This window comes from Cupriavidus sp. 09_S30 (genome assembly GCF_056930435.1).
On record NZ_JBXOWI010000002.1, the window covers coordinates 3,285,233 to 3,299,993 of the forward strand.

Consider the following 14,761-nt stretch of genomic DNA (forward strand, 5'->3'; position numbering starts at 1 on the left):
GCCCGCCGCGGGCGCCCCGCAGCGGGGCCTGATGTCAGGCGGCCAGGCGGAAGGCCGACACAGCCTGCAGCATCGACTGCGCCTGCGCGGCGAGCGATTCGGCCGCGGAAGCAGCTTCTTCCACCAGCGCCGCGTTCTGCTGCGTGACCGAGTCCATCTGGCTGACGGCGCGGCCGACCTGTTCGATCCCCGCGCTCTGCTCGGATGACGCAGCGCTGATTTCGCCCATCAGGTCGGTCACGCGTCGCACGGCTTCGACCACCTCGTCCATGGTCGTGCCGGCGTTGGCGACCAGGGCGGCGCCATTCTCGACCTGGGCCACCGAGTTGTCGATCAGGGTCTTGATCTCCTTCGCAGCGTTCGCGCTGCGCTGGGCCAGGCTGCGCACCTCGCCCGCCACCACGGCGAAGCCGCGGCCCTGCTCGCCGGCGCGTGCGGCTTCCACCGCCGCATTCAGCGCCAGGATGTTGGTCTGGAAGGCGATGCCTTCGATCACGCCGATAATGTCCACGATCTGGCGCGAGGCGCCGTTGATCTCGCCCATGGTGCTGACCACCTCGCCCACCACTTCGCCACCGCGGTGCGCGATGGCCGATGCGTCTGCCGCCAGCGTGCTGGCCTGGCGCGCATTGTCCGCGTTCTGCCGCACGATGCCCGTGAGCTGCTCCATGCTGGCCGCGGTCTGCTCGAGCGCCGACGCCTGCTCCTCGGTGCGCTGCGACAGGTCCCCATTGCCTTCGGAGATCTGGCGCGTCGCGGTGGCGATGGCGCCGGCCGCGCCGACGACGTCGCCGAGCGTGCCGGACAGTTGCCCCTGCATGCGCCGCATGGCGGCCAGCAGGCTGCCCTCGTCCCCGTCGCGTGTCTTGACCGGCACGGTGAAGTCGCCGCCGGCGATGCGCCTGACCACCTCGGCAGCGTAGGCCGGGTCGCCGCCCAGGCTGGTGCGCACGGTGCGCATGATGGCCAGCATTACCGCCGACATCAAGGCGCCGAGCAGCAGCGTGCTCAGCAGCGCCTGCACCAGGTTCTCGCGGAAGGCGGCGTCGACATCGCGCAGGAAGACACCGGTGGCGACGTGCCAGTCCCAGGCCGGCACATAGCGCACATAGGTCAGCTTGCGTTCCGGTGTCTCCGTGCCGGGCAGGCGGCCCCGGTAGGTGGCGAAGCCATCGTCGGGGCCCGCGCCGTCGCGCGCGCCGGCGCGGCCGGCATCGACGATGCTCTGGTAGACCAGCTTGCCGTCGGGGTCCTTGAAATCGCCGACCAGCTTGCCGTCCATCTGCGGCAGGCCGGGGTTGAGCACCACCTGCGGCTTGGAATTGAGCAGCAGGATGTAGCCATTGTCGCCGAAGCGCATGGCCCGGATCGCGTCCTTGGCAGCCTGCTGCGCCTGCTCCTGGCTCACCTGGCCCGCTGCGGCCTGCCTGGCGTAGCGCGTGACGATGCCTTCGGCGGCGGCAACCAGCGACTGCAGGCTGGCGCGGCGCTCGTCCATCATGACGCTGCGCGTATGGACGGCGTTCCAGGTGCCCAGCGCCAGCAGCGCCACCCACAGCGCGCCCAAGGCCATCCAGAGTTTGGTGTTCAGCGAAAGTCGATTCATGTCAATGCGGTGCGTCTGCGGTGCCAGCATGCGTATACGACCGCGCTGCAGCATTTCTTGAGGTCCCGGGGTGTAAGTGGATGTTGCTGCACTGGTGTGCCGGGTACCGCGCGGCACGATTTGCCCAAGCCGGATGCCGTCGGATACAGTAGAAGTCCGTTTTCCGATGACCCATTCCGAAGAAGCGCATCGATGCGCTCGCCCGTCCGCTGCCTGGCGGCAGCCCGCTCCGCGCGCGTCAGCCGCCCGGGGCGCCAGACGATTAGGAGACCACGATGGATCTGCGCCAGCGCGAGCACATCGAAGCGGTAGTCCAGGCAACGACGCGCGGCCTTGCGCTGCAGGGCGAGGCTGCGGCCGATGCCATCATCCGCAGTTCCTGGCGCCGCTGTGTGCACCAGTACGGGCTCGATCCGTCGCGCATGCAGGAGGCGCGCATCCTGCCGCAGGCCCGGCTGCGTGAGCACCAGCAGCGCCTGGACGATTTCGTGCGCATCGCGCGCCATGGCCTGCAGACCCTGTACGGCCAGGTGGCCGGCCTGGGCTACGTGGTATTGCTGACCGACGCGCAGGGCGTCACCGTCGATTACCTGGGCGATGCCGGCGCCGACGCGCCGCTGCGCCGCGCCGGGCTCTACCTCGGCTCCGAATGGAGCGAGAGCGGGGCCGGCACCTGCGCCGTGGGCACAGTGCTGGCCACCGGCGAAGCGCTGACCGTCCACCAGGCCGATCACTTCGACGCCACCCACATTCCGCTGACCTGCACCGCGGCACCGCTGTTCGACACCCACGGCAGCCTGAATGCGGTGCTCGACATCTCGGCGCTCACCTCGCCGTCAGCCAAGGCCAGCCAGGCGCTGGCGCTGCAACTGGTGAAGATCTACGCGGCCCACATCGAGAACGCCAACTTCCTGCGCGTGCACCGGCACGACTGGATCCTGCGGCTGAACGCAGCGCCCGAGTTCCTCGATGTCAACCCGGAATACCTGATCGCGCTCGACGCCGGCGGGCGCATCGTCGGCCACAATCGGCGTGCGCAGCGCATGCTGGAGGCGGAGTGGGGCGCCGGCGGGCTGGCGCGCCCGGTGCGGGGCTTATCTTTCGAGGATGTGTTCGACGCGGGCCTGTCCGATCTCGGCCGCTTCGTGCATTCGACGCCCAGCGAGCACCGCCTGCTGGCGCTGGCGCGCAGCGGTGGCCTGCTGTACCTGAGCGCCACGCCGCCCGCGCTGGCGCGCGCGGCGTCGCCGCAGGTGCCGCAGGTGCCGCCGAGCCGCGTTGCCCTGCCGGCGCCGCTGGCCGCGCTGTGCGGTGGCGACGTGGTCTTGCAGCAGCAGCTGGAGCGCGCCGCCAAGCTGGTCGATTCGCCTATCAACCTGCTGGTCCATGGCGAGACCGGCAGCGGCAAGGAATATTTCGCCAAGGCGCTGCACGCCGCCAGCGCGCGCCGCGCGCAGCCCTTCGTCGCGGTCAACTGTGCGGCGATTGCCGAGACGCTGGCCGAGAGCGAGCTGTTCGGCCACCTGCCCAACAGCTTTTCCGGCGCCGGCGCGCGCGGCAAGCGCGGCCTGATCCAGGAAGCCGATGGCGGCACGCTCTTTCTCGATGAGATCGGCGACATGCCGCGCGAACTGCAGTCGCGCCTGCTGCGCGTGCTGGCCGAGGGCGAGGTGCTGCCGGTGGGCGCCGCGCGGCCGGTGCCGGTGCGCCTGCGCGTGATCTGCGCCACCCACCATGACCTGGAAGCGCTGGTGGCGCAGGGCCGTTTCCGCGAGGATCTCTTCTATCGGCTCGGCGGCGCCCGCTTCGTGCTGCCGCCGCTGCGCGAGCGCGGCGACCTGGACTGGCTCATCGACAAGCTGCTGGCCGAGGGCGAGCCGGCCGGCGCCGCAGGTCCGACGCTGCTGTCGGCCGAAGCACGTGCGCGCCTGCACCGGCACCGCTGGCCGGGCAATCTGCGCGAGCTGCGCAACGCGCTGGAGTACGCGCGCGCGGTCTGCGTGGGCGCGTGCATCGAGGCGGCCGACCTGCCGGACGGCATCGGCATCGCGCCGCCGGCGGTTGACCCGATGCGGCCGGAAGATGCCGCCACCGCCACCGCCACCGCCGCCGCCGTGTCTGAACAGCGCGCGGATACGCCGCCGCTGCCAGAGCGGCCGGCGCTGACGCCGGAGGGCATGCTGCTGATGCAGTATCTGCGCGCGTCGAACTGGAATCTCAGCGCTGTCGCGCGGCAGATCGGTGTGAGCCGGATGACGCTGTACCGGCGCATGGCCCGCCTGGGTATCCAGTCTCCCAATCAGCGCGACGCCGAGCGCTGAGCCGCAGGCAGCCGCACTCAGCCGGGCGCCCGCGTCGCCGGCGATATGGACGCCATCGGCCGGATCACTCCGGCCTCTACACCTGTCCACCCGCTGTGACAGCCGCACTGTGACACCTGTCACGCCCGCAGCGCAACAATGCCGCTGCAAGCGGGCCGTCATCCGTGCGGCAGCGCTGCCGCACGCGGGTTATCCCTCAGAAATCCATGCCTCTGCCGTGCCTCCGGTCACTCAGGCTGGCTGGCACGCGCATTGCAAAAGCCCTGGGACAGAGACAAGAACATCCAGGAGACAGGCATGGGCAACCCGAGCCGCGCCACGCCGCCACTGGTCGGCATCATTGCCAACCCGGTGTCGGCGCGCGATATCCGCCGCGTGATCGCCAACGCGAACAGCCTGCAGCTGGCCGACCGCGTCAATATCGTGCTGCGGCTGCTGGCCGCGCTGGCCGCCTGCGGCATCGGCCGCGTGCTGATGATGCCTGAGCGCGAGGGCCTGCGCGTGATGCTGGCGCGCCACCTGATGCGTCGCCAGGGGCCGGACGCTGCGCTGCCAGCCGTCGACTACATCGACATGCCGGTCACGGCCACGGTGGACGACACGCTGCTGGCCGCACGCCGCATGGTCGAGGCCGGCGTGGCGGCCATCGTCGTGCTCGGCGGCGACGGCACGCATCGCGCCGTGGTGCGCGAATGCGGGACGGTTCCGATCGCCGGCCTGTCGACCGGTACCAACAACGCCTTTCCCGAGATGCGCGAGTCCACAGTCACCGGGCTGGCCACCGGCCTGTATGCGAGCGGGCGCGTGCCGGCCGCGCAAGCGCTGGCGTGGAACAAGCGGCTCGATATCGCCATCCGTGATGCGGACGGCGGCCTGCGCCGCGACATCGCCCTGGTCGACGCGGTGATCTCGCACGAACACTTCATCGGCGCGCGCGCGCTGTGGAAGCCAGACACGCTGGCCGCCGTCTATGCCGCCTACGCGGATCCGGAGGCGATCGGCCTGTCCTCCATCGCCGGGCTGCTGCAGCCAGTGGGGCGCCGCGAGCCGGGCGGACTGGCCGTCGAGCTGGGCACGCACGACGACTGCGCCTTCGTGCTCGATGCACCGATCGCGCCCGGCCTGCTCTGCCCCGTGCCCGTCGCGGGCTGGCGCCGGCTCGAGCATGGCCATCCGGCGCGTGTGCGCCAGCGCAGCGGCATCGTCGCGCTGGACGGCGAGCGCGAGCTGGCCTTCGGCGCACACGATGAGGTCACCGTCACCCTGCACGAGCAGGCCTTCCGCAGCATCGACGTATCCGCCTGCATGCGCCACGCCGCCGCCGCGCACCTGATGCGGCGCGAAGCGTCGCCAGGCGTCCGCACTCTTCCCGGCAGCGCCAGCACTACCACCACCACTACCACCACCAGCACCACGACTACCAACACCCACTGAAGGAGACAGCGATGGCCACTCCATCCCCGCGCGGCGAACAGGCGCCGCTTCCGCTCGACAAGCAGACGCTGCTCGACGTCTACCGCAGGATGCGCACGATCCGCGAATTCGAGGAACGCCTGCACGTCGATTTCTCGCGCGGCGACATTCCCGGCTTCGTCCACCTCTACGCCGGCGAGGAGGCCGCGGGCGTCGGCATCCTGCACCACCTGAACGATGGCGACCGCATCGCCAGCACACACCGAGGGCATGGCCACTGCATCGCCAAGGGCGTGGACCCCGTGGCGATGATGAAGGAGATCTACGGGCGCAAGGGCGGTTCGTGCAATGGCAAGGGCGGCTCGATGCATATCGCTGACCTGTCCAAGGGCATGATGGGCGCCAACGGCATCCTGGGCGCAGGCGCGCCACTGATCTGCGGCGCCGCGCTGGCGGCCAAGTTCCGCGGCAAGGGCGAGGTCGGCGTGACCTTCGTCGGCGATGGCGCTTCCAACCAGGGCACCTTCCTCGAAAGCCTGAACCTGGCTGCGGTGTGGAACCTGCCGGTGATCTTCGTCATCGAGAACAACGGCTATGCGGAATCCACCGCGCGCGAGTACGGCACCGCGGTGGACAGCTATGTGGACCGCGCCGCCGGCTTCGGCGTGCCCGGCGTGACTGTAGACGGCACCGACTTCTTCACCGTGCACGAAGCGGCCGGCGAGGTGATCCGCCGCGCTCGCGAGGGTGGCGGTCCTTCGCTGCTCGAATGCAAGATGGTCCGCTTCTACGGGCATTTCGAAGGGGATGCGCAGACCTACCGCGCGCCCGGAGAGCTGGACGAGATCCGCGCCAACAAGGACTGCCTGAAGCGCTTCGCGCGCACCGTGACGCAGGCCGAGGCGGTCTCCGCCGCCGAGTTGGAAGCCATCGACCGCGAGGTCGCGGCGCTGATCGAGCGCGCCGTGCAGGAAGCCAAGGCGGCGCCGCTGCCAGGACCGGCCGACCTGCTGACCGACGTCTACGTGCGCTATTGAAGGCGCGACCGCCGCGCGGCGGGCTGCGCGGACACGACGGACCAACCGCATCCACCGCATCAACCGCAAAGAACGCATCGACAGGAGACAAGACATGTCGCGCAGACTCAGCATGAAGCTGGCGATCAATGAAGCGATCGACCAGGAAATGACCCGTGACCCGAGCGTGATCATGCTCGGCGAGGACATCGTCGGCGGTGCCGGCGCCGATGGCGAGAAGGACGCCTGGGGCGGCGTGCTCGGCGTCACCAAGGGCCTGTACGCCAAGCACGGCGACCGGCTGCTCGACACCCCCTTGTCGGAGTCGGCCTACGTGGGCGCGGCCATCGGCGCCGCGGCCTGCGGCATGCGGCCGATCGCCGAGTTGATGTTCATCGATTTCATGGGCGTGTGCTTCGACCAGATCTTCAACCAGGCGGCCAAGTTCCGCTACATGTTCGGCGGCAAGGCCGAGACGCCGGTGGTGATCCGTGCCATGGTGGGCGCGGGCTTTCGCGCCGCTGCGCAGCACAGCCAGATGCTGACGCCGATCTTCACCCATATCCCGGGGCTCAAGGTGGTCTGCCCGTCCACGCCCTATGACACCAAGGGCCTGCTGATCCAGGCCATCCGCGACAACGATCCGGTCATCTTCTGCGAGCACAAGAATCTGTACGGCCTGGAGGGCGAGGTGCCGGAGAACTCCTATGCGATTCCCTTCGGCGAGGCCAATATCGTGCGCGACGGCAAGGACGTGTCCATCGTCACCTACGGCCTGATGGTGCACCGCGCACTGGAGGCCGCGGCGGCGCTGGCGAAGGAGGGCATCGAAGCCGAGGTGATCGACCTGCGCACGCTCTCGCCGCTGGACATGGACACGGTGCTGGAAACGGTGGAGAACACCGGCCGCCTGGTGGTGGTGGACGAGGCCAGCCCGCGCTGCAACCTCGCCACCGACATTGCGGCACAGGTCGCCTCGCAGGCCTTCGGGGCGCTCAAGGCCGGCATCGAGATGGTGTGCCCGCCGCACACGCCGGTGCCGTTTTCGCCGGCACTCGAGGATCTCTACATCCCCAGCGCGGCGCAGATCGCGGACGCGGCGCGCAAGACCATGAAAGGAGGGAAGCACTGATGTCCGGCAAAACGCAAACCGCGGGCATCACGCCCATCGTGATGCCCAAGTGGGGCCTGTCGATGAAGGAAGGCACGGTCAATGACTGGCTGGTGGAGGAGGGCGACCCGATCACGGTGGGCATGCCCATCCTGGACGTGGAAACCGACAAGATCGCCAACGCGGTGGAGGCGTCCGACGCCGGCATCCTGCGGCGCAAGGTGGCCGCCGTGGGTGACGTGCTGCCTGTCAAGGCCCTGCTCGGCGTGATGGCGCCGCCCGAGGTGAGCGACGCCGAGATCGACGCCTATGTGGCCGGCTACGAGACGCCGTCCGCCGACGAGGAGGAGGCGGGCGAAGGCGCCGCGGCCTACCAGTTCGCCGACGTGGACGGCATCCGCGTGCGCTACGCGAAGAAGGGCGAAGGCGGCAGCCCGGTGCTGTTCATCCACGGTTTCGGCGGCGATCTCGACAACTGGCTGTTCAACCTCGATGCGCTGGCCGAGGACCACACCGTGGTCGCGCTCGACCTGCCGGCGCATGGCCAATCCACGCCGACGCTGCCCGGCACCACGCTGGCCGCGCTGGCCGGCTTCGTTGCCCGCTTCATGGACGCGGCCGGGCTGGAGGCGGCGCACGTGGTCGGCCATTCCATGGGTGGCGGCATCGCGGCCCAGCTCGCGCTGGACGCGCCGCAGCGGGTCTTGTCGCTGGCGCTGATCTCGCCCGCCGGCCTGGGCGAGGAGGTGAACCAGGGCTACACCGAAGGGTTCGTGAAAGCCGAGTCGCGCCGCGAGCTCAAGCCGGTGGTGGAGCAGCTCTTCGCCGATGCCGGGCTGGTGAGCCGGCAGATGCTGGACGACCTGCTGCGCTACAAGCGCCTCGACGGCGTGGGCGAGGCGCTGGCCGCGCTCGAGGCCAGCCTCTTCGCCGGCGGCCGCCAGCGCGAGCAGCCCGGCCTGCGCCTGGCCGAGGGCGGCACCGTGGGCAGCACACGCGGCGGCAAGCGCGTGCTGGTGATCTGGGGTGCGCAGGACCGCATCATTCCGGCCGAGCATGCCGGCAATGCGCCGCCGGGGGCAACAGTCAAGGTCTTCGCCGATGCCGGCCACATGAGCCAGATGGAGAAGGCCGGCGAGGTCAACGCGCTGCTCAGGGAGCACGCGGCCGGCTAGCGTCGGCGCTGTCGGTTCCGCCGGTTCCGCCAGCGTGCCTCCGCTCCCCTCCCGCCTGCGGCAGGGGGGCGGGCCGCGCCTTCGACGCGGCACCCATGGGATGGCTCGTGCAGGGGGAAACCCGGCAGGCAGGACCAACCATAAGCAGGACCAGGTCAACAGGACCAACCATAAGGAGACTCACCTGATGGATACATCGCTGAAAGGAAAAGTTGCCGTCGTGACCGGAGGCGCGCGCGGTATCGGCCGTGGCATCGTGCTGACGCTGGCGCGCGCGGGCGCCGACGTGCTCATCGCCGACCTGCTCGAGCCAGCCATGGCCGAGACCGCCGCCGAGGTGGCTGCACTGGGCCGCCGGGCGCGCACGATGAAGGTAGACGTGACTCGCGCGGACGACCATGCCGCCATGGTCCAGGAGGCAGTCCTCTCGCTGGGCGGGCTCGACATCCTGGTCAATTGCGCCGGCGTGATCAGCATCCACCCGGTCGAGTCGCTGCAGGAGAAAGACTGGGACTTCGTGATGGGTGTCAACGCCAAGGGGACTTTCCTCGGCTGCAAGGCCGTGCTGGCCCATATGAAGGCGCACGGTGGCGGGCGCATCGTCAACGTGGCCTCGATCGCCGGCAAGGAGGGCTTCGCCAACCTGGCGCACTACAGCGCCTCCAAATTCGCGGTGGTCGGCTTTACCAATGCGCTGGCCAAGGAGGTGGCGCGCGATGGCATCACCGTCAACGCCATCTGCCCGGGCATCGTGCGCACCGATATGTGGGACAAGCTGGCTGACGAATGGAAGGCCGAAGGGGAATCCGTGGAGGACTCGTGGGCGCGCCACCAGCTGACGCTGATCCCGCAGGGGCGCGCGCAGACGCCGGAGGACATGGGACGGCTGGCGCTGTTCTTCGCCACCATGGACAATGTCACGGGACAGTCGGTCAATGTCGACGGCGGGTTCACCTTCCACTGAAGCGCACTGCCCAAACCGGGGCCTGCCGGCCCCTTTCCTGCAACTTGCGACCTGTGCGATGCCTTTCGAGTTCGTCGACCCCGATCCGTCCGAGCCAGATCCGCTGCGCGCCGAGCTCGCCTTGCTCGAACAGGCCGCCAAGGGCAGAGCGCTGGCGCAGTTGTGGCAGGCGCCGGTGTCGCTGGTGGTGCCGCGCAGCTACCTGCGCCATGCCGGCTTCGAAGCGGCGCGCGCCGACTTTGCGCGCCGCGGCTGTCCGGTGTGGCTGCGCATGTCGGGCGGGGGGCTGGTGCCGCAGGGGCCGGGCATCCTGAACCTGAGCCTGGCATACCAGATCCACCGCGCGCCGGGCGACGCGGCCGAGACCGTCTACCTGCATCTGTGCGGCGTGCTGCAGGCGGCGCTGGACGCCCTTGGCGTGGCAACCCACTGGCAAGCGGTCGAGGGCTCGTTCTGCGATGGCCGCTTCAACCTGGCCTGGGGCCCGCCCGGCGCGGCGCGCAAGATCGCGGGCACCGCGCAATACTGGCGGCGCGTGCCGGGTGCGGCGGCGGGGCCGGCCGCAGCCCACACCGTGCTGGCGCATGCCGTCTTGCTGGTCGATGCCGACCCGCGCGCGATCAACGAGCGCGCCAATGCCTTCGAAGCTGCCATCGGCAGCGGCCGCGGCTACGATGCCGACACCGTGGTCAGCGTGCGGCAGGCGCTGCGGGCCGGCGGGGACGCGGGCCCTCCCGACCTCGTTGCATGCGTGGACAGGCTGCTGCGTGCGGCCGTCGCGCGGCTGCCGCCGCCCCCATAACGCGGCCGCACGCTGCCACGCGGCGGGCCGGCGCTGTTCAGTGCTCGGGAAGGAAATGCAGATCGCCGTACCAGGCGCGCGTGGTCGTGCCGGTATTGTCGGTGTCGGTCATCAGGCCATAGGCCATGAGCTTGCCCGGCTTTTCGTGGAAGACCTGCTCGTAGTCGCGCGCGACGTTGCGGTGCAGCCGCTGCCAGTGGCCGGCCTGGGCCGCCCCACCGCTGACCACGATCATCTGCACGCGCGAGGTATGCGGATTGGCGATCACCGATCCGGGCGGGGCCGTTTCGGACCAGATATACATCAGCGTCGCGTAGGGCAGATCCATGCCGCCGAGTCCCTTGGCCAGGTGCATCTGCACCCGCTGGCCCAGCGACAGATTGCGCTTGTCGCCGTCGAAGAAGAACACCAGCCGCGCCGGCGCGTCTTCCTGCGCGGCCACGCGGTTGTCCGCGCCGGGAATCGGCGCGGTGACCTTCCAGCGCCAGCTCAGCTCAGGCGTCTGTGCCAGGTCCACGTCGGCATGGCGCAGCAGGGCTGAGGCCGAGCTGACGGCGTCGGCCTGCACCACCGTGCTGCCCTCGTCGTCGACCAGGGTGTAGTGGGTCAGCTGCTTGCCTTTGGCCACCAGCAGGTTCTCCCAGCCCGCCGGCAACGGGCCGCCCGGATGGCCGGAGGAGAAGAAGGCACTGCTTGCCGCCGGGACGGCCGAAGCGGCGGAGACCGGCGCTGGCGTGGCGGGCACAGCGGAGTCGGGAGCCGGCTGCGCAAGCGCAAGCGCGGGAGCCAGCAGCGTGCAGCCCCAGGCCACGGCAAGGGCTTGCCGCGATCCGCCACGGCGGCACCTGTGGCGGATCGCGGTGGAACGGGCTGCTGCCGGAGGCCGGAAGGTAGGCATGAAGTTCCAGGACAAGGGTGTGCGCTCAGCCTGGATTGTAGGAGTTGCCGCCGTACCGCGCGCAGCCGCGCGGACGGCGCAAAAAAATCGCGGCCACAGGGGCCGCGTAATTGGGAAATAGAGGGGGTCGAGTCCCTCCACCCTGATATCGGCTTGCCGCACGGAGGGCCGCACCCCACTTCGGTGGGACGACGGTGCTCAGGACGCGGCGGCCAGTGTTTTCCGCCGCGCCTGCGGCGGCGCGAGGCGCGCGTTCACGGCCGCCTCCAGCTCGGCGTGTGCCGCATCCAGCCACGCCAGGCGATGCCGCACCGGGTCGTTGCCGGACAGCTCGTCGGCGCGGATCTCGTGCAGGAAGTAGCGCACCATATTGCCCGCCCGGGCCGGCACCGGCATCATGCCCAGCAACTGCTGCCTCGGCAGCAGGTCCAGTGCGGCGGCGTGGAGCAGGCCGGACCAGGCCGTGCGCCCCAAGCCGATGAAAAGCATGTCGGCCGGCATGCCGGGCAGGCGGCCAAGGAATTGCTCCTCGTAGATGGCGCGCAGCATGGGACTGTCCAGCAGGTCCGTAAGGGGTCCGTCGAAGACCTGGCCGCGCCGGGTTGTGGCGTGCGGCAGCAGCGCCAGCGGCTGCAGCAGGCCGAAGTCATCTTCCCACAGGGTCTGCGCGAACGGCGCACCGAGCAGCAGCGGCAGGCGGAAATGGTCGAGCATGCGGATCAGGTTGGGGCGGATCAGCGGGCCACCCAGCTCGACCTGGCGCTTGTTCTCGCGCTGGATCGTCGAGCCCGGAATGCGCGCGTCCAGCATGCGGGCGGTCAGCGCGGCTGCCAGCTTGACGTGCGTGTGGCCGGGCGTCACGCTGACCAGCGCCAGCTTCGCGTCCGGCTGCACATGCTCGAACGGTACATAGCTGCTGCTGTGAATCTCGTCACGCGTGATGACGACGGGCGAGGCAATGACGGCCGCCGCCCCACCGCGCCGGATACGGGCGCAGTATTCCTCGAAATAACTTGCCAAGATAGCGCCCCCCGTCCGCTGTCCTGCCCCTCGCATTGCCATGGCACTGGTTCTTGTTTCTGCATGTTATGACCAGTACGAAGCAACGGCAAAACGTGCGGTGACGTTTCCTCAACTTGCCAGGCCGGCTTCGTGGGACAGCGAACAGAACGAAGCGCGTCCATTGCGGGAACCGGCGCGCGGGCGCCGGATGCACGCACATACCTTAGTTAGTGCGGAGAATGTGACGACGGCATGACGAGCGGCGCACCGGTCGGTGGCGCGGCACTTCTCGAAAAAAAATGCCGGACACATAGTGTCCGGCAAGCCATTTGCAAGCTCAGGCGGTGTCGAGAAACCTGAGTCGGTAAATGATAAGCATTAGCATTCTACGAATCAAGCCGGCCGCGCTGGTGGAGGAGACCGTTCCGGAAGGATGCCGTCCCCCCGAAAGGTGCGTTCAGTAAGGCAGGCCGACGTAGTTCTCGGCCAAGGCGGCCGAGGCGGCCGGCGAACCCACCACATAGTCCAGTTCGGCCTGTTGCAGCCGCCGGGCAAAGTCGTCGGCCTCGGGGAAGCGGTGCAGCAACGAGGTCATCCACCACGAGAAGCGCTCGGCCTTCCAGATGCGCGACAGGCATTTGCGCGAGTAGTCGTCCAGGCCGGCGCTGTCGCGCTGCTCGTAGTGCTGGATCAGGCCGTCGGCCAGGTAGAGCACGTCGCTGGCTGCCAGGTTCAAGCCCTTGGCACCGGTGGGCGGCACGATGTGCGCGGCATCGCCGGCGAGGAACAGCTGGCCGAAGCGCATCGGCTCGCAGACGAAGCTGCGCAGCGGTGCGATGCTCTTCTCGATGCTGGGGCCCGTTACCAGCGTCTCGGCAGCCTCCGGGTCGAGGCGGCGGCGAAGCTCGTCCCAGAAGCGGTCATCGCTCCATGCCTTGGCCTGTTCTTCGGACGAGACCTGGATGTAATAGCGGCTGCGTGTCAGCGAGCGCATGCTGCACAGGGCAAAGCCGCGCTCGTGGCCGGCATAGATCAGTTCGTCGGCAACCGGCGGCGTTTCGCTGAGCACGCCCAGCCAGCCGAAGGGGTAGACCCGCTCGAAGATCTGCTTGGAGCTGTCCGGCACGCTCTGCCGGCTGACGCCGTGGAAGCCGTCGCAGCCGGCGATGAAATCACAATGCAGTGTGTGCAGCTGGCCGTCCTTCCTGAAACGGACCTGCGGCGTAGCCGAATCGAAGTCGTGCAGGCTGACCTCTTCGGCCTCGTACACGGTGACTGCGCCGGAGGCGGCCCGCGCATCCATCAGGTCGCGCGTGACCTCCGTCTGGCCGTACACCGTGACCGAGCGGCCAACCAGCGCTTGCAGGTCGATGCGGTGGCGCTCGCCACCGAAGGCGAGCTCGATGCCGTGATGGACCAGTCCATCGCGATGCAGGCGTGCGGCCACGCCGGCGCGTTCAAGCGCGTCGACGGTGACGCTCTCCAGGATGCCGGCGCGGATCCGGCCGAGTACATAGTCGGGGCTGCGTTGTTCGAGGATGACTGCATCGATGCCGGCGCGCGCCAGCAATTGTCCGAGCAGCAATCCGGCGGGGCCGGCGCCGATGATGGCGACTTGGGTGCGCATCGTTGTCTCCAGGGGCGAGTGTTTTTGGTGGACGTAACGATAGCGCCGGGCCCATGCGGCGGGGAATGGACGGAGCGAACCATCACTAGGACAAATGGAACATCCGGCTGCGGATGCGCCGGAGTCGGCCGCTCGGGACGTGTCCGCAATGGCTGCTGCGGTGCGACATGGCGCATTTGCCGGGGCCATGGCCTCGGCCGGCCCGGCCGGCGAACGAGGACGAGTCGAACATGCCCCGGCGCCCGGCACCGCGTGCAGCGGTACCAGGAGCCCGAGGGCCGACGGCTTTCAGCTCAGCGAGGTCTCGATGCTGATCTGAGCCGAGAGGCTCTTATGCACGGGGCAACGATTGGCCACGCGGAGCAGATCGTCGAGCACGCTCTGCTCAAGGTCACCCTCCACCTTGACCGTGCGCTTGAGCATGTACTTGCCCGCTTCCTCTACGTGGTCCACCGTCACATGGATCGACCGCACTGGATATGCCTTGCGCTTGGCATAGACTTGAATGGTAAGCGTGGTGCAGGCGGCCAGCGCCGAGTCGAGCAGTTCGTGCGGGTTGGGCAGATGCGGGTCGCCGGCGGGGGCGTCGAGATCGGCGGACCAGTGGGCGGTGCCGCTGCTCAGGGCGCAGGCGGTCGAGTCTTGGTCGGCTTTCCAGCTTGCATGGATGGTCATGGGGTTTCCTTGTACAAGTCACAAGTCGGTAGGAGGGAGTCCGGAGTGGCGTCGCCGCCCGCCGTCCCGGCCAGGCGGGATGCATCGATTCTATATAGAGCAACCGTGCGCGATGGGTGGCGTTTGCGCAACTTCACGGGCGCTGCAAAAA

The 14,761-nt window shown here is 69.0% G+C and carries 12 protein-coding genes; 7 read left to right on the top strand and 5 right to left on the bottom strand.

What is annotated here, in order from left to right:
• Positions 1–34: 34 nt before the first annotated feature.
• Entirely contained in the window at positions 35–1,606 is a 1,572-nt protein-coding gene (locus AC1Z3O_RS34865; RefSeq protein ID WP_483521842.1) for a methyl-accepting chemotaxis protein, read from the bottom strand.
• A gap of 275 nt (positions 1,607–1,881) precedes the next feature.
• Between AC1Z3O_RS34865 and AC1Z3O_RS34870 the strand changes: the two genes are divergently transcribed.
• The 7 genes from AC1Z3O_RS34870 (at position 1,882) to AC1Z3O_RS34900 (ending at position 10,408) form a co-directional block, all read left to right on the top strand.
• Entirely contained in the window at positions 1,882–3,927 is a 2,046-nt protein-coding gene (locus AC1Z3O_RS34870) for a sigma-54-dependent Fis family transcriptional regulator (protein ID WP_483521844.1), read from the top strand.
• 297 nt (positions 3,928–4,224) lie between these two features.
• Positions 4,225–5,361, top strand: a complete 1,137-nt coding sequence (locus AC1Z3O_RS34875) for an ATP-NAD kinase family protein (protein ID WP_483521846.1) — start codon at positions 4,225–4,227, stop codon at positions 5,359–5,361.
• A gap of 11 nt (positions 5,362–5,372) precedes the next feature.
• Positions 5,373–6,377: a thiamine pyrophosphate-dependent dehydrogenase E1 component subunit alpha gene (locus tag AC1Z3O_RS34880; RefSeq protein ID WP_483521848.1), complete on the top strand. Its 1,005-nt coding sequence runs from the start codon at positions 5,373–5,375 to the stop codon at positions 6,375–6,377.
• 94 nt (positions 6,378–6,471) lie between these two features.
• Positions 6,472–7,488, top strand: coding sequence for an alpha-ketoacid dehydrogenase subunit beta (locus AC1Z3O_RS34885; protein ID WP_483521850.1), 1,017 nt, complete (start codon positions 6,472–6,474; stop codon positions 7,486–7,488).
• Positions 7,488–8,642, top strand: coding sequence for an acetoin dehydrogenase dihydrolipoyllysine-residue acetyltransferase subunit (locus tag AC1Z3O_RS34890; RefSeq protein WP_483521851.1), 1,155 nt, complete (start codon positions 7,488–7,490; stop codon positions 8,640–8,642). The genes AC1Z3O_RS34885 and AC1Z3O_RS34890 overlap by 1 nt, the downstream gene beginning before the upstream one ends.
• A 187-nt stretch (positions 8,643–8,829) precedes the next feature.
• Positions 8,830–9,606 carry an SDR family NAD(P)-dependent oxidoreductase gene (locus tag AC1Z3O_RS34895; protein ID WP_483521853.1) on the top strand — a complete coding sequence of 259 codons (777 nt, stop codon included), beginning with the start codon at positions 8,830–8,832 and terminating at the stop codon, positions 9,604–9,606.
• 58 nt (positions 9,607–9,664) lie between these two features.
• On the top strand, positions 9,665–10,408 hold the full coding sequence (locus AC1Z3O_RS34900; protein ID WP_483521855.1) for a lipoyl protein ligase domain-containing protein: 744 nt from the start codon (positions 9,665–9,667) through the stop codon (positions 10,406–10,408).
• 37 nt (positions 10,409–10,445) lie between these two features.
• Here AC1Z3O_RS34900 and AC1Z3O_RS34905 read toward each other — a convergent pair whose 3' ends face one another.
• The 4 genes from AC1Z3O_RS34905 to AC1Z3O_RS34920 all read right to left on the bottom strand — a co-directional run bounded on the left by AC1Z3O_RS34905 (position 10,446) and on the right by AC1Z3O_RS34920 (position 14,610).
• Positions 10,446–11,219 carry a DUF3047 domain-containing protein gene (locus AC1Z3O_RS34905; protein WP_483521857.1) on the bottom strand — a complete coding sequence of 258 codons (774 nt, stop codon included), beginning with the start codon at positions 11,217–11,219 and terminating at the stop codon, positions 10,446–10,448.
• A gap of 285 nt (positions 11,220–11,504) precedes the next feature.
• The gene (locus AC1Z3O_RS34910) at positions 11,505–12,326 is read right to left on the bottom strand and encodes a hypothetical protein (RefSeq protein ID WP_483521859.1); all 822 of its coding nucleotides are present in this window, start codon (positions 12,324–12,326) and stop codon (positions 11,505–11,507) included.
• Positions 12,327–12,765: 439 nt separating this feature from the next.
• On the bottom strand, positions 12,766–13,935 hold the full coding sequence (gene pobA, locus AC1Z3O_RS34915; protein WP_483521861.1) for a 4-hydroxybenzoate 3-monooxygenase: 1,170 nt from the start codon (positions 13,933–13,935) through the stop codon (positions 12,766–12,768).
• Positions 13,936–14,223: 288 nt separating this feature from the next.
• Positions 14,224–14,610, bottom strand: coding sequence for an OsmC family protein (locus tag AC1Z3O_RS34920; protein ID WP_483521863.1), 387 nt, complete (start codon positions 14,608–14,610; stop codon positions 14,224–14,226).
• Positions 14,611–14,761 lie beyond the last annotated feature (151 nt).